The 26,310-nt window shown below is 46.4% G+C and carries 24 protein-coding genes; 6 read left to right on the top strand and 18 right to left on the bottom strand.

Features of this window, described 5'->3' with window-relative positions; translation table 11 throughout:
* Positions 1 to 3: 3 nt before the first annotated feature.
* Positions 4 to 918 carry a DUF6492 family protein gene (locus LZG75_RS02875; protein WP_233934958.1) on the bottom strand — a complete coding sequence of 305 codons (915 nt, stop codon included), beginning with the start codon at positions 916 to 918 and terminating at the stop codon, positions 4 to 6.
* 12 nt (positions 919 to 930) lie between these two features.
* Positions 931 to 1,944, bottom strand: coding sequence for a UDP-glucose 4-epimerase GalE (gene galE, locus LZG75_RS02870; protein WP_233934957.1), 1,014 nt, complete (start codon positions 1,942 to 1,944; stop codon positions 931 to 933).
* A gap of 146 nt (positions 1,945 to 2,090) precedes the next feature.
* Between galE and LZG75_RS02865 the strand changes: the two genes are divergently transcribed.
* Entirely contained in the window at positions 2,091 to 3,401 is a 1,311-nt protein-coding gene (locus LZG75_RS02865; RefSeq protein WP_233934956.1) for an O-antigen ligase family protein, read from the top strand.
* Here LZG75_RS02865 and LZG75_RS02860 read toward each other — a convergent pair.
* The 3 genes from LZG75_RS02860 to LZG75_RS02850 are packed head-to-tail and all read right to left on the bottom strand — an operon-like array spanning position 3,398 to position 7,480.
* Positions 3,398 to 4,792: a hypothetical protein gene (locus LZG75_RS02860; RefSeq protein ID WP_233934955.1), complete on the bottom strand. Its 1,395-nt coding sequence runs from the start codon at positions 4,790 to 4,792 to the stop codon at positions 3,398 to 3,400. The two genes, LZG75_RS02865 and LZG75_RS02860, sit on opposite strands and share 4 nt — an antisense overlap.
* Before the next feature lie 13 nt (positions 4,793 to 4,805).
* Positions 4,806 to 6,137, bottom strand: coding sequence for an undecaprenyl-phosphate glucose phosphotransferase (locus tag LZG75_RS02855; protein ID WP_233934953.1), 1,332 nt, complete (start codon positions 6,135 to 6,137; stop codon positions 4,806 to 4,808).
* A gap of 29 nt (positions 6,138 to 6,166) precedes the next feature.
* Positions 6,167 to 7,480 carry a glycosyltransferase family 9 protein gene (locus LZG75_RS02850; RefSeq protein WP_233934952.1) on the bottom strand — a complete coding sequence of 438 codons (1,314 nt, stop codon included), beginning with the start codon at positions 7,478 to 7,480 and terminating at the stop codon, positions 6,167 to 6,169.
* A gap of 173 nt (positions 7,481 to 7,653) precedes the next feature.
* Between LZG75_RS02850 and gmd the strand changes: the two genes are divergently transcribed.
* Genes gmd through LZG75_RS02835 form a run of 3 tightly spaced genes read left to right on the top strand, consistent with a single transcriptional unit; the run spans position 7,654 to position 11,150 of the window.
* Positions 7,654 to 8,745, top strand: coding sequence for a GDP-mannose 4,6-dehydratase (gene gmd / locus LZG75_RS02845; protein WP_233934951.1), 1,092 nt, complete (start codon positions 7,654 to 7,656; stop codon positions 8,743 to 8,745).
* The gene (locus LZG75_RS02840; protein ID WP_233934950.1) at positions 8,738 to 9,679 is read left to right on the top strand and encodes a GDP-L-fucose synthase; all 942 of its coding nucleotides are present in this window, start codon (positions 8,738 to 8,740) and stop codon (positions 9,677 to 9,679) included. The genes gmd and LZG75_RS02840 overlap by 8 nt, the downstream gene beginning before the upstream one ends.
* Positions 9,680 to 9,692: 13 nt before the next feature.
* Positions 9,693 to 11,150: a mannose-1-phosphate guanylyltransferase/mannose-6-phosphate isomerase gene (locus LZG75_RS02835; RefSeq protein WP_233934949.1), complete on the top strand. Its 1,458-nt coding sequence runs from the start codon at positions 9,693 to 9,695 to the stop codon at positions 11,148 to 11,150.
* 24 nt (positions 11,151 to 11,174) lie between these two features.
* Here the strand turns inward: LZG75_RS02835 and LZG75_RS02830 are convergent, their stop codons facing one another.
* The 5 genes from LZG75_RS02830 to LZG75_RS02810 form a co-directional block, all read right to left on the bottom strand.
* Complete coding sequence (locus LZG75_RS02830; RefSeq protein WP_233934947.1) at positions 11,175 to 12,149, bottom strand: aspartate carbamoyltransferase catalytic subunit; 975 nt, start codon at positions 12,147 to 12,149, stop codon at positions 11,175 to 11,177.
* A complete protein-coding gene (pyrR, locus tag LZG75_RS02825; protein WP_233934946.1) occupies positions 12,142 to 12,675 on the bottom strand; it encodes a bifunctional pyr operon transcriptional regulator/uracil phosphoribosyltransferase PyrR in 534 nt (177 codons plus the stop codon). Before pyrR ends, LZG75_RS02830 begins: the two co-directional genes overlap by 8 nt.
* A complete protein-coding gene (ruvX, locus tag LZG75_RS02820; RefSeq protein ID WP_233923083.1) occupies positions 12,672 to 13,106 on the bottom strand; it encodes a Holliday junction resolvase RuvX in 435 nt (144 codons plus the stop codon). The genes pyrR and ruvX overlap by 4 nt, the downstream gene beginning before the upstream one ends.
* Positions 13,099 to 13,638, bottom strand: a complete 540-nt coding sequence (locus tag LZG75_RS02815; RefSeq protein ID WP_233923374.1) for a YqgE/AlgH family protein — start codon at positions 13,636 to 13,638, stop codon at positions 13,099 to 13,101. The genes ruvX and LZG75_RS02815 overlap by 8 nt, the downstream gene beginning before the upstream one ends.
* Before the next feature lie 114 nt (positions 13,639 to 13,752).
* A complete protein-coding gene (locus LZG75_RS02810) occupies positions 13,753 to 14,544 on the bottom strand; it encodes a YdcF family protein (RefSeq protein ID WP_233934945.1) in 792 nt (263 codons plus the stop codon).
* A 76-nt stretch (positions 14,545 to 14,620) separates the two neighbouring features.
* Here LZG75_RS02810 and LZG75_RS02805 point away from each other — a divergent pair, with 76 nt between their 5' ends.
* Together LZG75_RS02805 and LZG75_RS02800 are read left to right on the top strand one after the other, a co-directional pair.
* The gene (locus tag LZG75_RS02805; RefSeq protein ID WP_233934944.1) at positions 14,621 to 16,126 is read left to right on the top strand and encodes a deoxyribodipyrimidine photo-lyase; all 1,506 of its coding nucleotides are present in this window, start codon (positions 14,621 to 14,623) and stop codon (positions 16,124 to 16,126) included.
* A 31-nt stretch (positions 16,127 to 16,157) separates the two neighbouring features.
* Positions 16,158 to 16,988 carry a symmetrical bis(5'-nucleosyl)-tetraphosphatase gene (locus tag LZG75_RS02800; protein ID WP_233923086.1) on the top strand — a complete coding sequence of 277 codons (831 nt, stop codon included), beginning with the start codon at positions 16,158 to 16,160 and terminating at the stop codon, positions 16,986 to 16,988.
* Between the two features lie 22 nt (positions 16,989 to 17,010).
* Here LZG75_RS02800 and hemL read toward each other — a convergent pair whose 3' ends face one another.
* The 8 genes from hemL to leuS form a co-directional block, all read right to left on the bottom strand.
* Positions 17,011 to 18,306 carry a glutamate-1-semialdehyde 2,1-aminomutase gene (gene hemL, locus LZG75_RS02795; RefSeq protein WP_233934942.1) on the bottom strand — a complete coding sequence of 432 codons (1,296 nt, stop codon included), beginning with the start codon at positions 18,304 to 18,306 and terminating at the stop codon, positions 17,011 to 17,013.
* On the bottom strand, positions 18,306 to 18,458 hold the full coding sequence (locus tag LZG75_RS02790; protein ID WP_233923375.1) for a rubredoxin: 153 nt from the start codon (positions 18,456 to 18,458) through the stop codon (positions 18,306 to 18,308). Before LZG75_RS02790 ends, hemL begins: the two co-directional genes overlap by 1 nt.
* 83 nt (positions 18,459 to 18,541) lie before the next feature.
* The gene (locus tag LZG75_RS02785; RefSeq protein ID WP_233934941.1) at positions 18,542 to 19,984 is read right to left on the bottom strand and encodes a class I SAM-dependent RNA methyltransferase; all 1,443 of its coding nucleotides are present in this window, start codon (positions 19,982 to 19,984) and stop codon (positions 18,542 to 18,544) included.
* Positions 19,985 to 20,010: 26 nt separating this feature from the next.
* Positions 20,011 to 20,439 (bottom strand): CopD family protein, encoded by a 429-nt coding sequence (locus LZG75_RS02780; RefSeq protein ID WP_233923089.1) that lies wholly within the window; start codon positions 20,437 to 20,439, stop codon positions 20,011 to 20,013.
* A gap of 6 nt (positions 20,440 to 20,445) precedes the next feature.
* Positions 20,446 to 21,699, bottom strand: a complete 1,254-nt coding sequence (locus LZG75_RS02775) for a glutamate-5-semialdehyde dehydrogenase (protein WP_233935742.1) — start codon at positions 21,697 to 21,699, stop codon at positions 20,446 to 20,448.
* Positions 21,700 to 21,820: 121 nt separating this feature from the next.
* Positions 21,821 to 22,921: a DNA polymerase III subunit delta gene (gene holA / locus LZG75_RS02770; RefSeq protein WP_233934938.1), complete on the bottom strand. Its 1,101-nt coding sequence runs from the start codon at positions 22,919 to 22,921 to the stop codon at positions 21,821 to 21,823.
* A 14-nt stretch (positions 22,922 to 22,935) separates the two neighbouring features.
* Positions 22,936 to 23,550, bottom strand: a complete 615-nt coding sequence (lptE, locus tag LZG75_RS02765; RefSeq protein WP_233923091.1) for an LPS assembly lipoprotein LptE — start codon at positions 23,548 to 23,550, stop codon at positions 22,936 to 22,938.
* A gap of 29 nt (positions 23,551 to 23,579) precedes the next feature.
* Positions 23,580 to 26,300 carry a leucine--tRNA ligase gene (gene leuS / locus LZG75_RS02760; protein ID WP_233934937.1) on the bottom strand — a complete coding sequence of 907 codons (2,721 nt, stop codon included), beginning with the start codon at positions 26,298 to 26,300 and terminating at the stop codon, positions 23,580 to 23,582.
* Positions 26,301 to 26,310: the final 10 nt, after the last annotated feature.

Raw genomic sequence — 26,310 nt, 5'->3', positions numbered from 1 at the left:
AGCTTAAAAATAGCTTTTAATGTAGCGCAAAAATCGTTTGACCGATTTCAGCATTCTTGAGGGTAATGATTTATTACCTACCCCATAATCGAGCTCGACTTCCCAATTGGATTGATAAATTACCCCTAAAAAATTCTGCTTTAATTTTGCTTCGGTTTCGCCTAAACGTTGCGCCGTATAGTATTGCCAGTCGTAGTGATAAATGCGAAATAAAGGTTCAATCATGCGTATGGGAATGGCCTGAAAATTCAGTAAGGCCTCACCATAGAACAAAGTTTCAGGGTATTCGGGTGTAACGGCATCCCATAAAGTAATGCCTTTAGGCATCAAATACTGTTCATCGAGTGATTGCCATACTTTAGCCGACCAGATAAATGGCGCAGGAGCACAATAATATTGGGGGCCTTCCCGACCAAATAATTGCTGTACCCGCATCGCCTCTTCACGTAAATTCGATTCCACTTTGGTATAGCCACGGTTGGTAGCCAATTGAAATAATTCTTTGTTTTGATGCAAAACAGTATAGGGATAGCCATCGCTAGCTAAAAAATCGGTCTTGCCAAAATCACGAATAAAAATACTATCTGAATCAATACAAAGATAGTTATCGGCTAAACCTAAACGCCAGAAATCGGCTTTAATGATTGCTTGGCTTAAGCCTCCAGGCATATCTAGCTGCACAACTTTAGAAGCGCGCGGATTTGCCGCAATAATGGCTTCATCGGCGATCCAGGTAAAACTGAAGCTTTGCCCATCTTTGCCTAGCACTTCTAAAAGTAATTCACGATCGGCTGTAGGTGTAGAAATATAAAACGGTAACTGGTCGCGATTGTGTTTTTGTAAGGAAATTAATAAGCGCTTGACGCGCAGAAAATCGCGGCGGTATGATTTACAGTAGAGCACCATGCTTTGGGTCATTCTGCCTAGACCTTATTCATTTTTATAGCCTTGAGGATTTTGCGATTGCCAGCGCCAGCTATCAACGCACATTTGCTCAATACCACGAGAGGCTTTCCAGCCAAGCTGTTGTGCGGCTAAATGGGGGTCTGCATAGCAACTTGCAATATCGCCAGCACGCCTAGCTACTACTTGATAAGGTATTGCGCGCCCTACTGCTTGCTCGTAAGCACGTAATACATCCATCACGCTGTAACCCAAGCCAGTGCCTAAATTGACGGTAAGGGAAGGCTTGTCATCCAATAAATAATCGATTGCCCGCACATGTCCTTGAGCTAAGTCAACCACATGGATGTAATCGCGCACCCCCGTTCCATCGGGTGTAGGCCAATCGTTACCATACACATTGAGTACGGGTAATTTACCAATGGCTACTTGCGCCACAAGGGGAGATAAATTATTCGGAATGCCCAGTGGATCTTCACCAATTAAACCAGACTCATGCGCACCAATGGGGTTGAAATAACGCAAGTAGGCAATATGCCAACTTGGGTCAGCAATTTCTAAATCACGCAGAATTTGCTCACTCATGAGTTTGGTTTGACCATAGGGGTTTGTCGGCCGTAATGCTGCCTGCTCATCAATGGGAACGACATCGGGATCGCCATAAACTGTTGCTGAAGAACTAAATACAAATCGCTTGCAATGGTGCTCTTGCATTACCTGTAAAACCGTTAATAAGCCGAGCAAATTATTTTGGTAATAGGCTAAGGGTTTGGCGACTGATTCACCGACCGCTTTTAGTGCCGCAAAATGAATGGCCCCTTCAATAGGATATTGATTAAACAGCGCTGCCATAAAAATGGGGTCACAAACATCCCCTTCCATAAAATTAGGAACTTGTTTAGCGAGTCCTTCAAGCCGCCGCAGTACTTGAGGGCTCGAATTCACAAAATTATCGATCCCGATTACCTCGTGCCCTGCTAGCAGCAGTTCAAGCCATGTATGCGAGCCGATATAACCCGTTGCGCCTGTTAAAAGAATCATGTCTTACCAATACCTTCATTAAGCAATTTAGTAATTTACTTATTATCCCCGATTACCCTTTATCATTTGTTTTTATGAGGTCGTCCACTGCCAACAGCTCAAGCCCTATTTTGGACTTTATCCTGATCGCCATAAGCAGTATTTTATTGTTGATTTGGCCCATCAGTAATACGATTGCCCTACGTAATGGATTGCTCATTGCTGGCACTATATTGGCGCTAATCGTCTTTAAGCGTTTTTCTTGCACCAAAAACCTAATCCGTTTTTTACCCATCAGTCTGAGTATTGGCATGTTCATTTGGGTTTTATTGCATTTCTTGCTGTTCAGTCAAGACCCTATTTTGCAACTGCATGAGCTCGGTAGTACTTGGAAGCGAAGCTTGTTGGCCTTTCTCATCGGTGGAGCAACTGGCTTAGTGCTACGCCAGCGCCCACAGCAAACTAACTTCTTGTGGCTTGGCATCTATGCCAGTTTCTTATTCTTAGTGGTTGACTACTTAATCGCCTTTACACAAACGGGACAAGTATTTATGCCCCGTTATTATTTTGTCAGCCCCTTTGGTAACAAGATTAATACCGTAATCATGGGCATCCTATTTATTAGTGCAGTTTGCGGCGCGACTGCTTTTCAGTATCAACAAATCAGTTTAAATAAAATGAAGCTCAACTGGGGCTTATCTGTATTTTGGCTTTCGGGTGTTCTGCTTATTTTATTTTCTTACACCACCATTATTGATACGCGTAATGGAATTGGTATCGCTACTATTCTATTAACTGCCTGGATTATGATTATTTTTCTCGCTAAATTGCGCAGCATAAAAAATAGATTGGGCACTAATTTCAATGTAAGTTATTGGAAATCAATACTCCTTATAGCGCTGCCTTTGCTTGTTTTACTATTTTTTATTCAAGGTCATCTACAAATTAATCGGGGTTGGAATCATTTTTTTGAAGATTTACACATTGCCACGCAAATTGATCGTTACCCCCAATGGCAGAATACGCAGCAGCTCGGCTATCCTCAAACTGCTGGTGGCGAAATGGTGTATCCCAATAATTACGAACGCGCTGCCTGGGCGACCGCAGGGATTGATTCGATTACTAAAAATCCTTTGGGCTTTGGCTTGCTTGAGCACTCATTAGAGAGAGTCATTAAACAATCTTATCCTAATGCCACTATTAAATCAGCTCACAGCGCTTGGATTGATTATGGGCTAGCTTTTGGTATTCCTGGTTTGCTATTCACTCTGGGCGCTTTACTTAGCATCATCGGCATCGCCTTGAGGCAGCTAAGTGCAAGCACTTCACCCAATGCGCTGATGGCGATTTGGGTCGCATCTGGTTTATTGCTTACTTTTACCGTAGCTGAGGTCAGCAGTAAACATTCAATTGAAATATTATTTTTCTGTATTGCACTCTTGAGTGCAATGATTTTTCCAGCAACCGATTCTACTTAGTTGAGCTCGCCAACGGCATGAAAAATCGTTTGTACAGCTTGATCAACTCCCAGCGGTTTTGCGCTAATGACGGGCATTTGCTGCTGCTGCCAAGCGGCGTAAATTTGCTCAAGCGTGGCGATAATCGCACTTGGATTACTTTGCTCGGCAATATAAGCTTGATGCTCAACCAAGAGCTGATTAAAGGTGGGGTTGCGGTGGGTTAAAGCCAAAATTGGTCGCTGCGCCCAAAAATATTCATAGGCTTTTGAAGGAATATATTCAGCGCACCACTCGCTATTACCATGGAGCAAAAGCAATACATCAGCTTCGCGCATCAGTTGATTGACTTTTTCGCGACCCGATTGTTGACTAGCAGAATCAAACTCTAAACGCCCGTGTGTGATCACAATATCGCTTAGCCGATGATCTTGGATCGCGCGAGCTGAAAGTGCATCTAAGTCAGAGCCATAAATATCGATCCGTAAATGCGTTCTTGCCTCTGGATGCCGAGAAAAAAACGCTGGCAATGCATTGAGCAGTCCTTGTAATGAGCGAGTATGCGATAAAGAGCCAAAATGAGCCAAATGCAATTGTCCACTAGCCCTCCAGGCAAGCGGCGCAGTCTCAGTCCTTGGTGGGTTTGCCCCTGGCAAGACAACTAAGCCTTTTAACTTGCCGCGCGCATCAGGCACTAATAAGTTAGGGTTACGCTTTTGTGCATAACTTAAAGCACCTGTTGTAAACCACCAAACCCGATCTGCATGTAAACAAATTTGCTTTTCTAGCTGAAAGCGAAAATGGGCTTCACGCTCACTTGGGGCATTGAGTCCATCATCCTGCTCATTACTGCGCATGACTAAGGGGTCATGAATTTCTGCCAGCCACTTTAGCTGCGCGTTTTTGCCTGCATAGCGCTTAATCAACATTGCTGCTAAATGAGCTGACCAAGCTCCGCCAGTGGAATACACCAGATCAATTTTGCCAGCGCGGGCTAACTGAATACCATGCCAGGCTGCTGGCAATGCCCATGACCATTGACTTGAATAACCAGCAATGAGTCGCTCGAGAGCAATAAAAGGCGCCAGCAATGCCGATAATGAAACCGTCAAGACTTTATAAATAAAGCCTCGTCCACACCGCATAGCAAGCCAATGGCGAAAATCAAAGCGTAAACCTGCAGGCCCCCAAGGGAAAAATTGCCGATGCGTAAAGCGTTGATCAGCAGAACCAGTAACCGCACTAAAGACTGTTAACTCTAGACCAGCAGCCAATAAATAAGGCACCTTATCAGTAATCGTTTGACTTGCGGCACGTCCATCCATATTAAAACCATGCGCCAGAATTAACCAACGTTTGGGTAAGTGCTCTAGTTCGGTGACGTCCATGGTGGAGCTCATGGTCGAGTTCATTGGCGCCTTAACTTTAATATGCGTTCTTATTTACAAAGCCGCGAAAGATCGTTAAGAAAATAATCTTGAAGTCGAGCCAGAGCGACCAATTTTCAATGTAATATAAATCGTGCTCAATACGGGCATGCAAATCGGTATCCCCCCGCCAGCCATGGATTTGGGCCCAGCCCGTGATTCCTGCTTTTACTAAATGCTTCTTCATGTAGTCTGGAATTTCTTGTTTAAATTGCTCAACAAAAATCGGGCGTTCGGGGCGTGGGCCCACAATCGACATTTGGCCTTGTAAGACATTAAAAAACTGTGGCAATTCATCCAGGCTAGTGGCGCGCATCCATTTTGAAAAGGCCGTAACGGATTTATTTGCTGAACCACCCCACTGTACTTGCTCTTCTTCCAGATTCGTTGGCATGCTACGAAACTTCAGAATTTCAAAAACTTCGCCATTCCAGCCAATGCGTTCTTGGCGATAAAAAATTGGGCCCGGTGAACTGACCTTGACACAGATAGCCAAAATTAAAATGAGGGGGCTGATCAAGATTAAAATCAGGGTTGCCAACACGTAATCTTCTACTGTTTTGATAAATAGATTTACCCCAGCCATCGGGGTGCCATATAAATCAATCATCTGCATCCCCAACACCTCACTAACGCCATGATTAATTAAGCGAAATGAAAACCAATCAGGCACAAAGCGAATGGTCGCGGTACTTAATTTGAGATGCTCCATGACCATGCGCATTTGACTGTCATCGCCCATCGGTAAAGCGAGCCAGATTTCATTCAGGGGTTGTAAAGCTAGTGCAGTTAACTGCTGCGGACTCAATTCTCTTAAATGGGTTTGAATACGGTAGCCAGACCATCTTGAGCCTTCAATGCGAGTGACTAATTCTTCGGCGGTTGAGCCAGATCCAATAATAGCAATATGGCGCAGATTTACGCCTTTGGCACGATACTGACGAAGTAAAATATAACTGACTAAGCGGCTGCCACACAAGATAATTAAACTGCCAATGGCCCAAGACGATAACCACAGGCGCGAATACATTTCTGTTGACTTGCTAAATACTAGCCAGATCAAAATTAAAATCCAGGTTTTTAAAACGCCCGCGGCAACTTGACCGAATAAAGCCCATAAATTACCACCGCGCCATGAGCGATAGGCACCATTAGTCAAAACTAAATAGGCCAGACTGGCCAGCACCATTAAAGCGGTGTAGCGCTGTAAATCTAAACCTGGGTCTTTAAAATATTGCAAAACAAAAAATGTCACTAAACCCACGACATTAATCATTACAAAATCGAAGAGACGGATTAAATAGGAATTAATTAAAAAAGAGGCTGCCATGGTGATATTTTGCAGTACTTGCGCTAAGCCTATGCAATTTGTAGGCCAAAATTGCTTTTTAATGCCCTAATGACCGCATCTGGGCTAATTTGATCCATGAGGTATACAGGCTCTTTGGGATATTCAGAGCCTAAATGAAGATAAGCACCCCCCTCGCTAAGGCCAGGGCCCAAGATGATAGGAATTGCAGTGCCGCTCGCAAGTGGGCCCCAACGCGCTGGATTAGTAGGTCCATGTAGTGCAACTAAAGGCCTACCTAAAATTGCGGCTAAATGCATCGTCCCTGTATTGACTGCCACGACTGCTTCAGCCTGATTAATTATGCGTGCCGTTTCAAGCCAATTTACTGATCCTGCGACAGAAATAATTGGTACCCTGGCCAGAGGATCATCTAAATTGCTTGGCGTAATGGCTGACAAATTTGCGCTCGGCAAGCTGGCATTTAATTTTTGTACTAAGGCTGCGGCACGTTTTTGATCGTCGGGACCGCCCGTAATAACAATCGCATAACCCGCACTCACTAGGCGCTTACTGAGCTCGAGCCATGAGTTAAGAGGCCATTCGCGCATGGCAAACTGCGTACCGCTCGCCCATGGATGCAGCACTATAAATGGCTTACTAACATGCGCTTGATTGCCTTGCACCATACCCGTCAAGTCAAGTTCTGGCAGCGCGCCGGTAGAAATATTTAAAGGGCTGAGCAAGGCCCGAAAGTTATCTATTTCATGCACTGTGCGGCTATGGGGAACTAATACATCATAGGCAAAGTGCCGATATTGGCCCGGGGTATTAAAACCAAGCGTTAATTTTGCGCCACTGAGAGCACAAAGAATCGCGCTAATTTTGGACCATTGCGAAGTATCAATTAAAACGTCTACTGGAAATTCGGCAATCGATTCGCGCATGGTTTGTAAAGCATGCCACGGAGAGGTAATTGGAATAAGTACGATGCGCTCAAAATTGCTGATTAATTTAAAAACCTCTGCATTGGCTGGAGTTGAAAAAACAGTGACACTAATTTGCTCGCCAGTTTTGGCTTGAATTTGATTGCGAAATTGCTTGAGATCAGCCAATATCGCTGATACCAATAAGGCATCGCCAACGGCAGCAAATACGCAAAAGCCAATCCGCTTGATGGTGACTTCGTCGGTCAGCCTAGTCGATGGGTCAGCTGATAAGGGGGAATGCAATTGCTCGCCCAAGAGGCTCTTTTTAGGGCGAAAAAGGGCGATTAGATAAAGCAAGGGCACCCCTAACCATCGGTCTAGGCGACGCAATACAGCCTTTCCCCGCTCTGCTGGAATCTGCTGACCTTTCCTGCCGCCGTCGCCTGCTGTGCTCACACCCGCCATCCTTGCTCTTCTTGCGCCTTGAGGCCCCATTGTATTTGTTGCGAAGAGGCTCAGGCCTCCTTTTAAAACAATTTACAATAGTGTCTTTACCTCCGTCACCACGGAACGATGAAAATAAACCCGAAATTAAGTTGAAACTGACCCTTATTTTTTAAGAAAACTCCATGTCAAAATCAAAAGTAGCCCTAATTACTGGAATTACAGGCCAAGATGGCGCCTATTTAGCCGAATTCTTACTGCGTAAGGGTTATGAAGTGCATGGCATTAAGCGCCGTGCTTCACTCTTTAATACCGACCGCATCGATCACCTCTATCACGACCCCCACATTGAGGGCTCTAAATTAACCCTGCACCATGGTGACCTCACCGATTCATCGTGCCTTATTCGCATTATTCAACAAACCCAGCCTGATGAGCTCTATAACTTAGCCGCGCAGTCGCATGTCGCTGTCTCTTTTGAAGAGCCAGAGTACACCGCTAATTCAGATGCTTTAGGCGCCCTGCGTTTATTAGAAGCAATTCGGATTTTGAAGTTAGAGAAAAAAACCCGCTTTTATCAAGCCTCAACCTCAGAGCTCTATGGCTTAGTACAAGAAATTCCCCAAAAAGAAACCACGCCTTTTTATCCCCGTAGTCCCTATGCCGTGGCTAAGCTCTACGCCTACTGGATTACCGTGAACTACCGTGAGGCTTATGGCATGTATGCCTGTAACGGCATTCTTTTTAATCATGAGAGCCCGATTCGCGGCGAAACGTTTGTCACCCGCAAAATTACCCGTGCCTTAGCGCGTATTAAATTAGGCGTACAAGAATGTTTATACCTTGGCAATCTTGATGCTAAACGCGACTGGGGTCATGCCCGCGATTATGTTGAAATGCAATGGCTAATGTTGCAACAAGAAGTTGCTGAAGATTATGTGATTGCAACCGGCGTGCAATTTAGTGTGCGTGAGTTCATTAACTTAGCTGCCGCAGAGTTAGGCCTGAAAATTACCTGGCAAGGCACGGGCGTCAATGAAAAAGGCTTTGATAGTAAGGGCAAATGTATTGTGGCCGTAGACCCCCGTTATTTCCGTCCCACTGAAGTCGAAACCCTTTTGGGTGATGCCACTAAAGCCAAAGAAAAGCTGGGTTGGGTGCCACGTACCTCGTTTGCCGATTTAGTCAAAGAGATGGTGCGTGAAGACCTTCGCGGCGCCGAACGCGACGAACTCGTGAAAAAACATGGCTATACCACCCTGGAGCGCAATGAATAAAGCAGCAAAGATTTATGTAGCAGGTAATCGTGGCATGGTGGGAAGCGCGATTGTGCGCTTTTTACGCTCTGGAGGTTATGAGAATATCCTCACGCGTACACATGCTGAGCTCGATTTACTCAATCAAGAGGCCGTGCACCAATTTCTGCAAGCCGAAAAACCAGATTACCTATTTATTGCAGCAGCTAAAGTAGGTGGCATTCAATCGAACAATACGTATCGCGCCGATTTCATTTATCAAAATCTAATGATTGAATGTAATTTGATTCATGGGGCTTATGCCGCCGGTATTCATCATCTAATATCTTTAGGCTCAAGTTGTATTTACCCGCGCGATTGTCCGCAACCGATTAAGGAAGAATATTTACTGTCGGGGCCGCTAGAGCAAACCAATGAACCTTATGCGATCGCTAAAATTGCTGGTATTAAGTTGTGTGAAAATTACAATCGCCAATACGGCACCCATTATGTGAGTTTAATGCCGACTAATTTGTATGGTCCTGGTGATACTTACGATTTAAATAATTCCCATGTCTTGCCCGCCTTAATTCGCAAAGCCCATGAAGCCAAATTGCGTAATGAAAAAGCCTTAGTCGTCTGGGGCTCGGGTCGACCCCGCCGTGAGTTTATGCATGTCGATGATTTGGCGAGGGCCTGCGTGATGCTAATGGAGCAGGGTTATAACGGGCCTTTCCTCAACATTGGTACTGGTACAGATTTAACGATTCGCGAATTAGCCGAAGAAGTTATTAAGGTTATTGGTTTTCAAGGTGATTTACAGCTTGATAGCAGTAAGCCCGATGGCACCCCACAAAAACTTCTCGATGTCAGTAAAGCCAACGCCTTAGGCTGGAAAGCGCAAATTGAACTGCGCACGGGAATTGCGAATGCCTATAGCTGGTTTTTAGAGCATATTGCCCCTGGACTGAAGTGAGTAAAATTTAGTCATGAAGCTTGAATTTTCAACAGTAATTCTTTGTGGCGGCGCGGGCTCGCGTTTATGGCCAGTTTCTCGTGAAAACCGGCCCAAAGTATTTATGCCAGTGGCCAGTCAAAAATCACTCCTCAGTGAAACGGCGCAACGTATTGCCTCAGCCAATCCTTGGCTTTGTGTGCTCACCTCTGAAAGTCTCGGCTTTCAAGTATTAGCCGATCTAAAAGAAGCTGGGCAAGCAGCCGAACTCACTTTAATCGAGCCTCTCCGACGCAATACTGCGCCTGCCGTTCTGTTTGCTGCCCTCGCAGCCAAGGCAGCTGGTCGTGGTGCCATTCCCATGTTAATTTTGCCAGCCGACCATGTCATCCACGATAAGGTTGGTTTTGAAATGGCCGTTAGTAAGGCGGTTGATTTTGCTAATGCGGGTCATTTAGTTACTTTTGGTATTCCACCGACTCATGCGGAAACGGGGTATGGCTACCTTAAACTGGGTTCGCCCGCCCGTACCTCTAGTAATGCAGAGGCTCGTGTTGTCGACCAATTTGTTGAAAAACCGGCAGCCTCATTGGCTGAACAATATGTTGCAGCTGGGAACTTTCACTGGAACTCGGGCATGTTTTGCTTTACGCCCGAGACTTTCTTAAGTGTGGCTGAACAAATTGCGCCAGCGCTTAGCAAGCAAGTACTAGCCTGCTGGCAAGCTACTACTAAAAATGATGCCGACAGCAGTGGTAACGCTATTACTGAAAAAACCCTCCTACTCGATGAAAAAACCATGGCGGCAATTGAGGATATCTCTCTCGATTACGCCATTATGGAAAAAGCACCAAACGTTGTTTCAGTGAACGCGAGTTTTGATTGGGATGATGTTGGTTCTTGGGACGCCCTTGCCAAACATTTTCCCGAAGATGAGCAAGGCAATGCAAGCGAAGGCAAGGCGATTTTTATTGACTCTAACAATACCTTTGTATTTGGACGTGAACGCTTAATAGCTGCCGTAGGCCTAGATAATCTGATCATTGTGGATACCCCCGATGCCCTCTTAGTTACTGCGAAAGGCCATTCGCAATCCGTAAAAAAAGTCGTTGAAAAACTCAATCAAGCCAAAGATGAGCGTGGCACTTATCACAGTACGGTGCATCGTCCGTGGGGCACCTACACCATCATTGAAGAGGGGCCAGATTACAAAATTAAGCGGATTGTGGTTCACCCTGGGGCGCGCTTATCACTGCAAATGCACCATCATCGTAACGAACATTGGGTAGTGATCTCTGGAAATGCGGAAGTCGTGAATGGCGATAAAACCTTACTTCTCAAAACCAATCAATCGACTTATATTCCTAAAGAAACCCAACATCGCTTAAGCAATCTTGGCACTACTCCGCTGGTAATTATTGAGGCGCAAGTGGGTGACTACCTTGGTGAAGATGACATCGTGCGCTTTGAAGACCAATACGGTCGGGCTTAATGTTGAGTAATTGACTTAACTAGTTTAATTTCCAGCCACCATCGACATCACGGCCATTCGGACGGCAATGCCAAACGTGACTTGCTGCAGAATGACTGACTGTGGGCCATCGGCTACCGCCGATTCAATTTCAACGCCCCGATTCATGGGGCCAGGATGCATTACGATAGCATCGGGTTTAGCTAAAGCAAGTCGCGCTTGCGTGAGACCAAACTGCTTAAAGAAGGCATTCCCCTCAGGAACCTGCCCCTCCTCCATGCGCTCTTTCTGAATGCGCAAGGTCATGACAACATCCACTCCTTTTAAGCCCGCTTCCATCTCATGAAAGACTTTGACACCCAGCATATCTAAATCACTGGGCAATAGACTCTCAGGTCCGATCACGCGAATTTCAGGACAACCTAAGGTAGTTAAGGCGTGGATATTCGATTTGGCTACACGACTATGCACAATATCGCCAATGATGGCGACCTTTAAATTCCGAAAATCGTGCTTAAAATGGCGCATGGTGTACATATCGAGCAAACCTTGTGTCGGATGCTGATGGCTGCCATCGCCCGCATTAATCACATGCACAAAAGATGGCACATGTTGGGCAATTTCCATAGGTGCCCGCGATACATTGTGGCGCACGACTAAGATATCGGCCTGCATGGCAATTAAGTTATCGATGGTGTCGATGAGACTTTCACCCTTGGCTGTTGAAGAGGTTGAAATATCTAAATTGATGACATCGGCCGATAAGCGATTAGCCGCAATTTCAAAAGTCGTACGGGTGCGGGTCGAGTTTTCAAAAAAAAGATTGAAGACACTCTTGCCACGGAGTAATGGCACTTTTTTTACTTCGCGAGCTGGGTCGGTAACGCTCACAAATTGCTGAGCAGTATCGAGAATGTGCACTATTTGTTCTTTTGGCATCCCTTCTAAGGTAAGCAAATGCGTCAGTTCACCAGCTGTATTGGTTTGCTTAACAGCTTGCGTAACTACTTGCTTAACCATTGCACTCTTCAATATGAAAGTGAAAAAGGCCGGCAGCGTCTTTTTCTAACGCTAAAATTTGCTGCTCAGGCAAATCAATAAACTCGGCGACAAAATCGGCGGTAATGGGTAATTCGCGTTTACCGCGATCAGCTAACACCATTAACTCCACTTGAGCTGGTCGTCCAAAATCAAATAATTCATTTAAAGCAGCGCGCACGGTGCGTCCCGTTGAGAGCACATCATCAATCAAAATAATATGCGCGCCATTCACTTCAAAGGGTAAATGGGTTGGCATCGAGCTGGCGCTACGCATTGCGCTTAAGCCTTTTTCAGCATAATCATCGCGATGAAAGGCGACATTTATGACGCCAAACTGGGGCAGCGCTAAGTCTTTTGCTAGACGCTCGGCCAGCCAGGCTCCGCCAACCGCTAGGCCAGCCAAATAAATCATATTGCCTTGGGTCGCGCTTGAAATCAGGCTTTTGCCTGCTAAGCGCGCTTGTAGTTCGCTTAATAATTTGCGGTACAACACTTCAGCTTTCATGCTTTATTCTGCTTTACAGGGAATGGGTTTTCTTGAAAATATTGCTCAAGAATTAAACAGGCTGCATGCGAGTCTAATTGATCTTTGATCTGGGGCGCTAAATTTGGCTCATTTTCGAGCACTGCCGAGGTATAGCGCTCGTCGACCCAAGCGACTGGCAGAGCAAACCGCCCTTGCAATTGTTGGCCAAAGCGGCGTGCCTTTGCTGTCATGGCATGCTCAGCGCCATCGGGATGTACTGGTAAACCAACTGCTAAGCGTGCTGGTTGCCACTCGACTAACAGCTTTTGAATCGCCTCAAAGCCTTGGCCTGTTTGCGTCTGGGTAATTACTGGTAAAGCTTGACTGGTCTGCGTGAGGGAGTTTCCAATTGCAACACCAATGCGGCGAATTCCATAGTCAAAGGCCATGACCGTAATGGCCTCAGGCATGCCCTGCCTCTCCCGATAAATGGGATAAATCAAAGCCTAAGGATTTCATGGTGCGCTGATAACGCTCTCCGGAAGGGGTATCAAAAATAATATCAACCATACTCTCACGGGGTAGAGGCACGTTAATCCAACCATTCAGAGCGATTTCTTCTTCGAGCTGACCGGCGCTCCAGCCTGCGTAACCTAAGGTCAGCATAAACTTTTTGGGACCACGCCCTTGCGCGACCGCTTCAAGAACATCTTTTGACGTGGTCATCGTTAGTCCACCAGGAATCGAGATCGAGGAGGAGTAGGCTAAATCAGCATCGGGCTCGTGCAAGACAAAACCCCGCTCAACTTGAACTGGGCCACCAAAATAAACTGGTTGATCTAATAAAGGGGCAATTTCTAACTTGAGTTCAATTTTGTCAAATAGACTAGCTAAATCGACTTCAGTCGGTCGATTGATCACCAAGCCCATCGCCCCTCTTTCAGTATGCTCAAAGAGATAAATAACCGCACCAGCAAAATTGTCATCAACCATGCCAGGCATCGCAATTAAGAACTGATTAGCAAGATGTTCGGCTGAATAGGAGTCCGTAGACGCTGGGTCTGAAGCTGAGAAAGCTTGATTAGACGTACTCATTGACTTTCATTTTAGCAAATCCTAAATCTTTCCGGTAAGCCAATATCCCACTAAACCAACAGTTTCATGTAAAAAAGTGGCCCATTGTTGCGCCCCATGAGTGATGTCAAAACCCGTCCAATCGAGATAACTGCGAGTTTGATAGTCCACTGGAAAAGGTAAGACAGTAATGCCTTGCTGCTTAAAAATCTGGGTTGAGCGCAGCATATGGCTGGCAGAAGTCAATAAAATCCAGGGCTGGTCAGCTCCACCTGCTTCAATGAGTAGCGGCTTTAGCAGCACCGCATTTTCATAAGTATTGCGTGAACGCCCCTCAAAATAACCGCGATGAGCACCTAAACCTTGCTCTTGAATCAGTTGTTTAAAGGCCTCGGCTTCGGGCATACCCTGCGGCGATAAGTCGCCTGAACTTCCCGTAAAAATATAAGGCAAATTGGGATACAGACGCATTAATTCAAATGCTTTGGTTATTCGCTCGGCAGCCGAACCTAGGGAAACCTGCTGGCGATCGCTAGTGGTATCACCATCAATTGCCCCGCCTAAAATAATTAAGCCGCCGATCTTCTCAGGCTGCAGGGCCTTTAAGTCAGTAGGCGAAATTGTATTTTCAAGCGCTCTTAAAGGCAATTCGGATAGGGGTAAATAGCCAATAATAAAAAATCCCATTAGAGTGATGTACAGGAAGCGTTTGCAAAGTGCATATTTTCTTAAGAGCAAAAATAGCAAGGCAAATAAAACGCTAAGCAAAATCAAATTGAGCGGTTCAATGCAAAATTGGGTAATTTTGCTAGCAATAAAAAATAAGGTATCCATGAGCCTAATCTTAGTGGATATAGCTTGGTCCGTGCCGAATACACGCCATTAGCCAATTAGCTCTAAGATAGTGGCTATGAGCAATGGAACCTCCCGCAAAGGCCTCGTTTGGTTGCGCCGTGATTTACGTCTCTATGACCATGCAGCACTTAAGCATGCTTTAGCTGAGTGTCAAGCGGTCTATTTCTGCTTTATTTTTGACACCGATATTCTTGATCAGCTGCCGGGCCAACAGAGTAATCTCGGCCTTTCTAAATCTGCCCTGCTCAAGTTTGATCGACGCGTTGATTTTATTTGGCAAAGTCTTGCCGAAATCGACCTTGAATTGCGCAACCAAGGTAGTGGCTTAATTGTTCGACACGGTAAAGCTGTTGAGGAATTACCCCTGCTAGCTACAGCGTTGGGAGTAAGCGCGGTGTACGCTAATAGTGACTACGAGCCATCTGCAATTGCACGTGATGTAAGCATGGCTAAAACGCTTGCTAAAAATGATATTGGCTTTTATGAATTTAAAGACCAAGTTATTTTTGAGAAAAAAGAAATTCTGACGAATTCCAATACGGTATTTTCAGTTTTTACTCCCTACAAAAATAACTGGCTGCGTAGTTTGCGTGAAATTGATTTAGCCCCGCATGACTGCCTGCCAAAAGCCGGTCAATTTGCCCGTCTTCCCAAGGCTTTCGATTTAGGACTGCCTTCATTAGCATCTTTGGGCTTTCTACCCACCGGTCTCGAGCAGTATTTGCCAGCAGGTAGTAAAGGTGGAGAATTATTTTTAAATGATTTTTTAAAGCGCATTGACCAATACCAAATTGGGCGTGATTTTCCAGCGCTAAAAGGAGTGAGCTATCTTTCAACCCATCTCCGTTTTGGGACGCTCTCCATCCGCGGTCTAGTACGTGAAGCCCATCGGCGCATGTTGGCAGGGAGCTTAGGAGCAACTACCTGGCTTGGTGAACTGATTTGGCGTGATTTTTATTTTATGATTCTGGCTAATCACCCCCGCCTAGCCAATGGGGCTGCTTTTAAACCTGATTACGACAAAATAGTTTGGGAAAGTGGCCTCCAAGCAAAGAAATTATTTACTGCTTGGTGCGAAGGCAAAACCGGCTACCCATTGGTAGATGCAGCAATGCACCAACTCAACCAAAGTGGTTATATGCATAATCGCTTACGCATGGTGGTAGCCAGCTTTCTCAGCAAAGATTTAGGGCTCGATTGGCGCTGGGGCGAAGCTTACTTTGCCGCCCATTTAACTGATTTTGAATTGGCTTCCAATAACGGGGGCTGGCAATGGGCGTCTTCATCGGGCTGTGACTCTCAACCCTATTTTAGAATTTTCAACCCGATTACTCAGTCAGAGCGTTTTGATGCACAAGGTAATTTTATTCGGCGCTACATACCTGCTTTAAGCAAACTCTCCAATAAATCGATTCATGCGCCATGGTTGGCTGGTCATATTGAACTTGAAGCCGCAGGAATTCTGCTTGGCCGCGATTACCCAGAACCGATCGTCGATCACGATGTCGCTAGAAAAAATACCTTAATCCGTTATAGCGTGGTGAAAAAAGTTGCCCCATAATATGTTTACTTGAAATCGTTAGAATACCCTTATGACCAAAATTTATGCGGTGGGTGATTTACAAGGCTGTTCTGCTCAGCTAGATGACCTAATGAGTATTCTGCCGGAAGGGGCTAAGCTCATTTGCTTAGGTGATTTGGTTAATCGCGGTCCCGATTCGCTGGGTACTTTACGGCGGCTGAAATCATGGCAAGAGGCAGGCAAGGTGGAGTGCATTTTAGGTAACCATGACCTGAATTTATTAGCCCGTGATGCCGGTTTGCGTGGGCCTAAGGCACTCGATACCCTCGATGACATTCTGAACGCCCCCGACCGCGCCGAGTTAATTGATTGGTTGCGCTATCGGCCAATGGCGCTGAGTAATGGCAAGGCCTTATTTGTGCACGCTGGTGTTTTACCCCAATGGGATTTACAGCAAACCCTAGAGTGTGCGAATGAAGTAGAAAAAGCCCTGCGCAAAAAAAATAATCGTGATTTTTTAGCGAATATGTATGGCAATACCCCGAATCAATGGAAATCCTCTCTCAAGGGTGTAGACCGCTTACGGGTCACGACGAATGCTCTGACCCGCCTTCGCTTTTGTACTCCACAAGGAGAAATGGAATTTGATAGTAGCGAAGGGGTTGCTACCCCACCCCTAGGTTGTGTGCCTTGGTTTAATGTACCCAGCCGCAAAACACGGAATGTGCAAATCTTTTTTGGTCACTGGTCTACGCTTGGTTTACTCGCTCGTAAAAATACTGTTTGTCTCGATACCGGCTGCGTCTGGGGGGGCAAACTAACTGCGGCTGAAATTAACAGTAGAGGCTCAAAGTTAGACTTGCTTACCGTTGATGGCTTTGATCACCCGGTAAAAATGTAATACAGGTATTTTTTACTGCGTTTCATTTTAGCGTTTGCATTGCCTGCTCAGTAGCTACCAAGACTTTGTCGATGATGGCGTTGTCATGGGCAATCGATGTAAAGCCTGCCTCATAGGCCGAAGGCGCTAAATATACCCCCTCATTCAGCATCGCATGAAAAAATTGTTTAAATTGCTCGATGTTTGATTGAGTAACAGCAGCAAAGGAGGTGGGCACCTCTTGGGCAAAATAGATGCCGAACATACCCCCAATACTATCTACCGCAAGTGGCACACCGTGTTTTTGGGCAACGGCCTGCATGCCAGACATCAGCTTTGCAGTTTGGGTACCCAAGCAGTCAAAAAAACCTGTACGGGAAATAATTTCTAAAGTCTTTAAGCCCGCTGCTACTGCCACGGGATTACCCGATAAGGTACCAGCCTGATACACATTACCTAGGGGCGCCAGCTTTGCCATGATGTCTTTTTTACCGCCAAACGCAGCCATGGGCATGCCACCACCCATGACCTTTCCCAAACAGGTGAGATCGGGAGTTATTCCTTGTAAGGATTGTGCTCCACCCAGAGCTACACGAAAACCCGTCATCACTTCGTCGTAAATAAGTACGCTGCCATACTGCTGAGTCAAATTACGCACAGCTGCCAAAAATTCTGCTGAAGGACGAATTAAATTCATATTGCCGGCAATGGGCTCGAGAATAACTGCAGCAATTTGATTGCCGTTGCACCGAAAAGCTTCTTCAAGGGCAGCACAATCGTTGTAAGGCAAGACTAAAGTGTGCTTCACCACATCTTGTGGCACACCGCTTGAGGATGGAGCATTTTGCGTTGAATCGGCAAAAGTTAATAAACCTGATCCCGCTTTAACTAAAAGACTATCGGCGTGGCCATGATAGCAACCCTCGAATTTCACAATTAGATCGCGACCCGTATAACCACGTGCTAAACGCAAAGCACTCATGGTGGCTTCTGTGCCACTAGATACCATCCGCACCTGCTCAACGCTGGGCATTAATTCACAAATACGCTCGGCTAACTCAACTTCACCGGCAGTTGGAGCCCCATAACTAAAACCAGTGGTGGCGGCCTTGTGTACCGCCTCGACCACTTCTGGATGCCCGTGCCCAACAATCATTGGCCCCCAAGACATGATGAGGTCGATATATTGTTTGCCGTCAGCGTCCCAAAAATATGGCCCCAAGGCTTTTTGAATAAACCGCGGCGTGCCGCCCACTTGCCGAAATGCCCTTACTGGTGAGTTAACTCCACCAGGGATGGTTTTTTGCGCGCGCTCAAAGAGGATTTCGTTTTGGTTCATTAAATGGCCATCATCTCAAAATCATCTTTACGGGCGCCACATTCTGGGCAAGTCCAATTCATGGGGATATCTTGCCAAAGTGTGCCAGCAGCAATGCCATCATCTGGCAAGCCAGTTGCCTCGTCATAAATCCATCCACAAATAAGACACATATATGTTTTCAATGCAAGTTACTCCAAGTACTTTTTAATTATGACAAGTCGGTTAAAAAAATCGAGGCGAAAGCACCATCAATTTACTTCGGATTCATTTTAAAACGAAATAAGCGGCACTCTAGGGGACCATTAAATAAAGGCGTGCGGCGGGACTCTTTAATCCGTAGTTGCCCAGGAAGAGCCATGTCGGTAGTTAATATAAAGACCTCCCAGCCACCAAAGTCATCTTTTAAATGCTGACCAAATTGCTGCAAGAACAAGGTAAATTGTGGGTCTAATTCAGCTTCGGCTTGTAAGGCTTTAAGCGATTCCCGGCTAGAGCGCTTAGCGCCTTGGCGGCCCGTTTCCGTATTCGCTTCATAGTAGGCGTGAACCTCATCACGATCATCTCGGTTCTCGCTATTCTCGCCTCTCCCCCCCTGAATTGCTAGACGTTCGCCATACGGTGGATTTAATAGCATGAGGGGCTCACCGCTCGACTCGCTTGCTATCGCTGGTGGCTTACTGACTAAAGCGTCAACCTGACGTACCAGAGGCATTCCTGGTAAGTGAGCACGCTGCCAATTGCCTTTACACATATTGACGAGCTGCTCATTAATATCGCTGCCGCTAATGCATAAACTTTGCGCTGTCGGAAAACGCTGTTGGCCCTCCGCCATCTGAGCTAGAGCGGCAAGACAAATATTTTCCCAATGCTGTAATTCGGTTTGCACCATAAATGGTTTTAAGCGCTGAAATCCAAAACCATCCGCGGCATTGACTAGTGGGCGATAGGCTAAGCGACTTGGTTTTGGGGTCGCCTTACCTTGACGCTCATATAAACCCGCCCGCATTGCGCCTGCTGGCACCTGCAAAGCTATTTGTGCAGCTTCAATTAAAAAAGTACCGCTGCCGCACATTGGATCAAATAAGGTTTGCCCTGCTTGCCAGCCTGTAAGGGTCAAAATACCTGCTGCTAAATTCTCTTTTAAAGGTGCGTCACCTTTCTCATCGCGCCAGCCTCTTTTAAATAAAGCTTCCCCGGAAGTATCGAGATAGACCGTTAATTGAGTTGCACTTAAATGCGCCTGAACGCGCACTTGCGGAAATGCAGTATCAATATTCGGGCGCTCACCACTCACTTCTCGCAGCCGATCGACAATCGCATCTTTAATTCGTAAGGTAGCGAAATTTAAACTTTTTAATGGTGAACGATGCGCCGTTACGTCAACCCGCAAAGTTTGTTGGGCACTAAACCAGTCTTCCCAAGCTAAACCGCGCGTTAAGCGATATAAATCATCCTCTTGGCGATAACTCGCTTCAGCCAGTTGTAACAACACTCGGCTAGCAATTCGCGCATGCAGGTTTAAGACCATCGCCCCTGCTAATGGGGCTGCTAAGCCAACTCCTCCCGTGGGGCTCGTGGGCGCTGGATCAATCAGCCATTGCCCTAGGGCCTTAGCTGCTGGCATGCTAGCAATGGTATTTAATTCCTGCGTTAAGGCGCCCTCAAGGCCGCCTGGGCAAACTACGAAAAAGCGCATGGGTCTCGCATGAAAAAATATCTCTTTTATAAAGGTTTGATGACAACTAGCGCAACCACCACAAGTAATAAGATAACGGGCGCTTCATTAAACCAGCGATACCATCGATGCGAATGGGTATTGGTACCTAAGCGAAACTGTTTTAATAATTTTCCGCAGGCATGGTGATAGCCCAAAATAATTAACACAAAGAAAATTTTAAGATGCATCCATGTCATGCCCATGCCAATGCCAAAATAGAGCCACAGCAATAAGCCCAAAAGAACCGCTGGCACCATCAAAATGGTCATAAACCGATAGAGGCGCCCCGCCATTCCTAATAAACGCTCGTAGGTCTTAGGGTCAGCTTCGCTGGCTAAATTAACAAAGATACGCGGTAAATAAAATAAACCTGCAAACCATGAAGTAATTAAAACGATATGGAATGTTTTAGTCCAAAGATAAGCGTTTCCCATAAGATCTTAACTACGAATTTCGCCATGACCTAGCACCACATACTTGAGTGATGTGAGGCCATCAAGCCCAACTGGACCGCGGGCATGGAGTTTGTCATTGGAAATACCAATTTCTGCGCCGAGCCCATATTCAAAGCCATCGGCAAAGCGGGTGCTGGTGTTCACCATCACACTAGCACTATCGACTTCGCGCAAGAATCGTTGTGCATGTGCCTCATTTTGCGTGAGAATGGCGTCAGTATGTTTGCTGCCATAGTGCTCAATATGCTCGATCGCTTCATCTAAATTAGCTACGGTTTTAATCGATAAAATTGGGGCTAAATATTCGGTGTGCCAATCTTCCTCTTGCGCATCGACTAGATTATTAAAATTGGCGCCCTCGAGCGTTTGACGAGTTGCTGCATCGACCCGTAGCTCAACCCCTTTGGCTTGATAAATGCCACATAAGGTCGGCAAGACTTTAGGTGCGATAGCAGCATTAACCAATAATGACTCCATCGCGTTACACGGCGCGTAGCGTTGGGTCTTCGCGTTATCGCAAACGCGCACGGCTAAATCGAGATCTGCATCAGCATCAATATAAATGTGGCAAATCCCGTCGAGATGCTTAATCATCGGCACTCGTGCCTCGGCCATTAAGCGGGCAATTAAACGCTTGCCGCCACGCGGCACAATCACATCGATATATTCATTCATGGTGATCATTTCACCGACTGCACTGCGATCAGTTGTGCTTACCACCTGCACTGCATCCTGCGGCAATTGGGCTGCACTTAAGCCCCTTTGGATTAAGCTGGCTAACAATGTATTCGATTCAATGGCTTCAGAACCGCCGCGTAAAATTACAGCATTACCGGTCTTTAAACATAATGCTGCCGCATCAATCGTGACATTCGGACGTGATTCATAAATAATGCCAATTACGCCTAAAGGTACGCGCATTTGTCCCACTTCAATTCCTGATGCCTGTTTTTTGTAGGGCGTAACACTGCCAATGGGATCATCTAGAGTAATGATTTTCTCGAGCCCCAAAGCCATCGTTTCAATCGATTTTTCACTCATGGTGAGGCGATCAATAAACGCAGCATCTTGGCCATTTTTTTGCGCTCTAGCAATGTCTAGTCGATTAGCAGTAAAAATCGCCGGAACTTCCTGACGAATGGCTTTGGCTATGTCGGCAAGGGCCTGATTTTTTTGCGCCGTACTGGCTCTGGCCATGATGCGGGCAGCAGCGCGGGCGCGCTGGCCAATGTCTTTCATCAGGGCTCGAATGGATTCTTGGGGTATTACACTGGCTTGCACTGTGTCCTCTAATTGACGGCAATTGAACTTCAATACCCTAATTATTCACTATCCGACTGGGAGAGCGGAAATTACCGCCTTAGCGGAGTAAATGACCCACTAGACGTAAGCCGTCCCAGGGGTCGGCGGGTAATTCAGCGGCCGCAAGGCCTTTTGCTTGACGATCGAGGCCAGCGGCAACCTGAATAGCGCGCCTTAGCGCCTTAGCGCCAATGCGACGCAATGCTGCGGGGTAAAGCTTTTCACGGGTGCCCCAAATACGATAAGTTTTCAGTAATTGTTGAACCGACTCACCTTTGTCAGTAGCTACCTTTAACTTCGCTAACAAACGCAATTCTTCGGTCACACTCCATAAAATCAATGGCAAAGGCTCGCCTTCGCCCTTTAGCCCATCTAGCATGCGATTCAAGCGGGCCAAATCACCTGCCAACATTGCTGCTGTTAATTCGAAAATATCATAACGCGCTACCTTCAAAATTGCGGCCCGAATCTCTGCCTCACTTAACTGACCTTCTGGATAAAGCAAACCCAACTTCTGAATTTCTTGATGCGCGGCGATTAAATTCCCTTCCACCTGATCCACCATAAACTCTAAAGCGCGTTGCCCAGCTGGACCAGCCTCGACCGCTTGACCTTGTTTTTTTAAGCGGGCTGCAATCCAATGCGGTAAATAGGAGCGCTCCAGCGAATCGACTTGCACAACCATACCTGCAGCATCGAGGGCGCTAAACCAAGAGGAGGTTTTAGTTTTTGCATCAATCCGCGGCAAAACAATACACACTACTGTTTCCGGTAGTTCTGGATTCGTTTGTTGCGCCACTATTTGGGCAGCAAATTGTTTTAAGGCTTCAGCGCCATCGCGCCCAGGTTTGCCGCTAGGAATGCGCAACTCCAACCAGCGTTTATCTCCAAACAAAGACATCGTCTGTCCAACGCTTAGTAATTGACTCCAATCGAAATACCGTTCGTGCATCAATATTTCACGCTCGGTATAGCCGATTTTTTTTACTGTCGCGCGTAATTGATCCATCGCCTCCATGAGTAAAAGAGGTTCATCTCCTGATAACACATACAAACCCTGCACCTGCGCTTTGCTTCCTGCCCCTGACTTTGCCGCTGTTGCCGCTGTTGCCGCTGCTAAGCCGCTCATGTGCGCTTGCAAGGCATCAATTTTTATCATCGCCTACAGTTACTTTAGGGTTTAGTTGGTGAGGCGGGAGGAGCAGCCATATTGGGTGTCACAGATGAGGCTGGAGGTACAACCGGTGCAACTGCTGGAGCTTGCAACATCCGTGCTGAAGCCGCCACACGACGGAGCATTTGCAAGGCCAGATCACGACGCATCAACTGTAAAAACTGTTGTTGTTGGAAATCGGCCGATAACACTGTGGAGACCGTAAAGTCCATATCGCGAGTTACATAAATTTCAGCTTCGGGAACAATTTCTACGCCAGTGGTATCGAAGGCCCTAAATATCACTCGCGTTGTCAGCCGATAAGCGGTAATTTGCCCGGTGGCGTTATAAGTCAAGATATCACGCGAATTCAGCTCACTTACAACTTCTAAAATTAAATCAGCTTCGCGAGCGTTATTAACAATTCTGGCATTACTACCAGTGGTAATTGCAGTTTCTAAATCGGCTCGCAAACCAATCGATACTGGTCCACTGATGTATATCGCTTTGAAAGGTAAATTAACCGCCCCGCGCATCTGAAAACCGCACGCGCCTAAGCCCATTAAAGTGGTGCTGGTAACTGCACACAATCCAATGAGATAATTTAATGCTTGGCGGCGCGCCAACAGAGTCATGGTCTTTATCCTAATTTAAATGTTCATCGCTAAACAACGATATTAACTAATCGGCCCGGCACTACAATGACTTTTTTTGCCGACCCCCCGTTTAGAGCACGCAATGCCGCATCACTGGCTAAAGCTGCAGTTTCAATTTCCGCTGTAGATGCCTTCATGCCTACATGAATTTCACCACGGTGCTTGCCATTAATTTGCAAGACTAAGGTGACCTCTGTTTGTATTAAGGCGGCTTCATCGACTTCAGGCCAAGCGGCATCTAAGATTTCACCTTGCACTTTGGCGTACCCTAACTGTTGCCACAACACATGCGTGAGATGGGGCACGATAGGATAAAGAATTTTTAACAATAGGTCTAAGCATTCAGTTAATACTCTCGGACTGATCTGACTACTATCGGTATTAATTTTGATTGGCTCAAGCAAATTCAGCATCTTCATGGCTGCTGACACGACCGTATTATATTGCCGCCGCTGATAATCAAAATTGGCTTGCTTCAAGATGGTATACATTTCGCGCCGCAACTGCGTCTCGGCTGAAGTATAAGTTTGCTCTGCAAGATTAGTGTGGCCCGCTTGATTGACTGCGGCAATGCTGCTCGCCTGACTATTGGCGTAAAGCCATAAACGTCGCAAGTAACGCGCGGCCCCCTCAACGCCAGCCCCTGACCATTCGAGTTGTTGCTCGGGGGGCGCGGCAAACATTGTAAATAAACGCGCCGTATCTGCGCCATATTGATCAATTAAGGCCTGTGGATCAACACCGTTATTTTTACTCTTAGCCATTTTCTCAATACCACCAATGACGACCTGATGGTTTAGTTCTGTGGGCTTGATGTGTGCTGAATTTTTTAAGCGTGCGCCAGTCGGGCGTCCCTTTTCATCAAGTGTTAATTCAATATCCTCTGGATTACGCCAAATCTTTTTACCATTCGCATCTGCGGTGTAATAGGTTTCATTTAACACCATGCCTTGCGTCAATAAATTTTGAAACGGTTCGGCATATTCAACTAAGCCTAAATCGCGCATGACCATGGTCCAAAATCGCGCATACAGCAAATGTAAGATTGCATGCTCAATGCCGCCAATGTATTGATCCATCGGCATCCAATATGCCGTACGCGCATCAACCATCGTGCTAGCCTGGGGGCTCGCGTAGCGCATGAAATACCAAGATGAATCGACAAAGGTATCCATGGTGTCAGTTTCACGGCGGGCTGGTTTGCCGCACCGAGGACAAGTCACTGCTAAAAATGCTGGGTGCTTATTTAACGGATTGCCACTGCCATCAGGTACGCAATCTTCTGGCAATACAACCGGTAAATCGGCTTCTGGCACAGGTACTGCACCACATCCTGGATGCTGCTCATCACCACAATGAATCATCGGAATGGGAGTGCCCCAATACCGCTGCCGCGAAATGCCCCAATCACGCAAACGATAGGTAGTCTTCATTTCACCTAGGCCTTTAGCTGCTAAATCGGCTGCTACAGCTTTGACCGCTTCTGCAAAAGACATGCCATCATATTTACCGCTATTTAAACAAACAATACCGTCCTTTTGTGCATACCAGTCTTGCCAATGGCTTAAATTAAATAAGGATGATGGTGTTTTTAAGGCGATGACTTGTTTGATGGGTATTTGGTACTTTAAGGCAAAGGCGAAATCGCGTTCATCGTGCGCTGGGACTCCCATGACTGCGCCATCGCCATAACTCATCAGGACATAATTACCAACCCACACTGGTACTTGCTCATGCGTCAGTGGATGGGTGACATACAGCCCGGTAAACATGCCCTCTTTTTCTTGGGTCGCTAAATCAGCTTCAATGACACTGCCTTTTTTGCATTTTTCAATAAAGGCGGCTAAAGCGGGATTATTTTTGGCCGCCACTGTTGCCAATGGATGTTCAGCAGCTACTGCACAAAAGGTTACGCCCATGATCGTATCGGCGCGGGTCGTATAGACATACAGTTTGCCGTCCATAATTGGCTTACGCGCTGCATCATTTGTATCTTCAGCAATGTCGTGCAAGAAAGCAAAGCGCACACCGTGGCTTTTACCAATCCAATTTTGTTGCATGATTTTGACGCGCTCTGGCCAGCCTAAATCATCTAATCCACTCAGCAGTTGATCGGCATAGGCAGTGATGTTGAGGTAATAGCCAGGTATTTCCCGTTTTTCAACCAATGCACCAGAACGCCAGCCGCGGCCATCAATCACTTGCTCATTCGCTAAGACGGTTTGATCGACTGGATCCCAATTTACAATTTGGGTCTTGCGGTATGCAATGCCTTTTTCGAGCATCTTTAAAAACAGCCATTGGTTCCAGCGATAGTAATCTGGTTGGCAAGTTGCTAACTCACGCGACCAATCAATTGCTAAGCCCATCGCGACCATTTGCTTTTTCATATAAGCAATGTTTTCCATGGTCCACTTCGCTGGTGGCACGTTATTTTGCATCGCGGCGTTTTCGGCAGGCATGCCAAATGCATCCCAGCCCATTGGCATCAAGACGTTGTAGCCCTGCATACGCAATTGACGCGCCATTACATCATTAATGGTGTAGTTACGTACGTGGCCCATATGCAATTTGCCTGAGGGATAAGGCAACATGGAACAGGCATAAAACTTGGGCTTAGGCTGGCCTGTTCGATTTAAGGCGTGCTCAATAACCAAGTAGGCATTGCTCGCAGCCCAATCGGCCTGTGCTGCGGCCTCAATGGCACGGTAATCATAATCCGGGGTCATCGTGTGCGGC

Source organism: Polynucleobacter sp. IMCC30063, assembly GCF_021395235.1.
Lineage (GTDB): Bacteria > Pseudomonadota > Gammaproteobacteria > Burkholderiales > Burkholderiaceae > Polynucleobacter.
Note: the sequence above shows the minus strand (reverse complement) of the source record. Positions and strands in the feature narration are given on the sequence as shown.

What these genes read in the sequence shown, in the direction of transcription:
- LZG75_RS02875 (WP_233934958.1), bottom strand. Translation starts at nt 918, where the DNA reads ATGACCCAAAGCATGGTGCTCTACTGTAAATCATACCGCCGCGATTTT.
- galE (WP_233934957.1), bottom strand. Translation starts at nt 1,944, where the DNA reads ATGATTCTTTTAACAGGCGCAACGGGTTATATCGGCTCGCATACATGG.
- LZG75_RS02860 (WP_233934955.1), bottom strand. Translation starts at nt 4,792, where the DNA reads ATGAACTCGACCATGAGCTCCACCATGGACGTCACCGAACTAGAGCAC.
- LZG75_RS02855 (WP_233934953.1), bottom strand. Translation starts at nt 6,137, where the DNA reads ATGGCAGCCTCTTTTTTAATTAATTCCTATTTAATCCGTCTCTTCGAT.
- gmd (WP_233934951.1), top strand. Translation starts at nt 7,654, where the DNA reads ATGTCAAAATCAAAAGTAGCCCTAATTACTGGAATTACAGGCCAAGAT.
- LZG75_RS02840 (WP_233934950.1), top strand. Translation starts at nt 8,738, where the DNA reads ATGAATAAAGCAGCAAAGATTTATGTAGCAGGTAATCGTGGCATGGTG.
- LZG75_RS02835 (WP_233934949.1), top strand. Translation starts at nt 9,693, where the DNA reads ATGAAGCTTGAATTTTCAACAGTAATTCTTTGTGGCGGCGCGGGCTCG.
- LZG75_RS02830 (WP_233934947.1), bottom strand. Translation starts at nt 12,149, where the DNA reads ATGGTTAAGCAAGTAGTTACGCAAGCTGTTAAGCAAACCAATACAGCT.
- pyrR (WP_233934946.1), bottom strand. Translation starts at nt 12,675, where the DNA reads ATGAAAGCTGAAGTGTTGTACCGCAAATTATTAAGCGAACTACAAGCG.
- ruvX (WP_233923083.1), bottom strand. Translation starts at nt 13,106, where the DNA reads ATGCCTGAGGCCATTACGGTCATGGCCTTTGACTATGGAATTCGCCGC.
- LZG75_RS02815 (WP_233923374.1), bottom strand. Translation starts at nt 13,638, where the DNA reads ATGCCTGGCATGGTTGATGACAATTTTGCTGGTGCGGTTATTTATCTC.
- LZG75_RS02810 (WP_233934945.1), bottom strand. Translation starts at nt 14,544, where the DNA reads ATGGATACCTTATTTTTTATTGCTAGCAAAATTACCCAATTTTGCATT.
- LZG75_RS02805 (WP_233934944.1), top strand. Translation starts at nt 14,621, where the DNA reads ATGAGCAATGGAACCTCCCGCAAAGGCCTCGTTTGGTTGCGCCGTGAT.
- LZG75_RS02800 (WP_233923086.1), top strand. Translation starts at nt 16,158, where the DNA reads ATGACCAAAATTTATGCGGTGGGTGATTTACAAGGCTGTTCTGCTCAG.
- hemL (WP_233934942.1), bottom strand. Translation starts at nt 18,306, where the DNA reads ATGAACCAAAACGAAATCCTCTTTGAGCGCGCGCAAAAAACCATCCCT.
- LZG75_RS02790 (WP_233923375.1), bottom strand. Translation starts at nt 18,458, where the DNA reads ATGTGTCTTATTTGTGGATGGATTTATGACGAGGCAACTGGCTTGCCA.
- LZG75_RS02785 (WP_233934941.1), bottom strand. Translation starts at nt 19,984, where the DNA reads ATGCGCTTTTTCGTAGTTTGCCCAGGCGGCCTTGAGGGCGCCTTAACG.
- LZG75_RS02780 (WP_233923089.1), bottom strand. Translation starts at nt 20,439, where the DNA reads ATGGGAAACGCTTATCTTTGGACTAAAACATTCCATATCGTTTTAATT.
- LZG75_RS02775 (WP_233935742.1), bottom strand. Translation starts at nt 21,699, where the DNA reads ATGAAAGACATTGGCCAGCGCGCCCGCGCTGCTGCCCGCATCATGGCC.
- holA (WP_233934938.1), bottom strand. Translation starts at nt 22,921, where the DNA reads ATGATAAAAATTGATGCCTTGCAAGCGCACATGAGCGGCTTAGCAGCG.
- lptE (WP_233923091.1), bottom strand. Translation starts at nt 23,550, where the DNA reads ATGACTCTGTTGGCGCGCCGCCAAGCATTAAATTATCTCATTGGATTG.
- leuS (WP_233934937.1), bottom strand. Translation starts at nt 26,300, where the DNA reads ATGACCCCGGATTATGATTACCGTGCCATTGAGGCCGCAGCACAGGCC.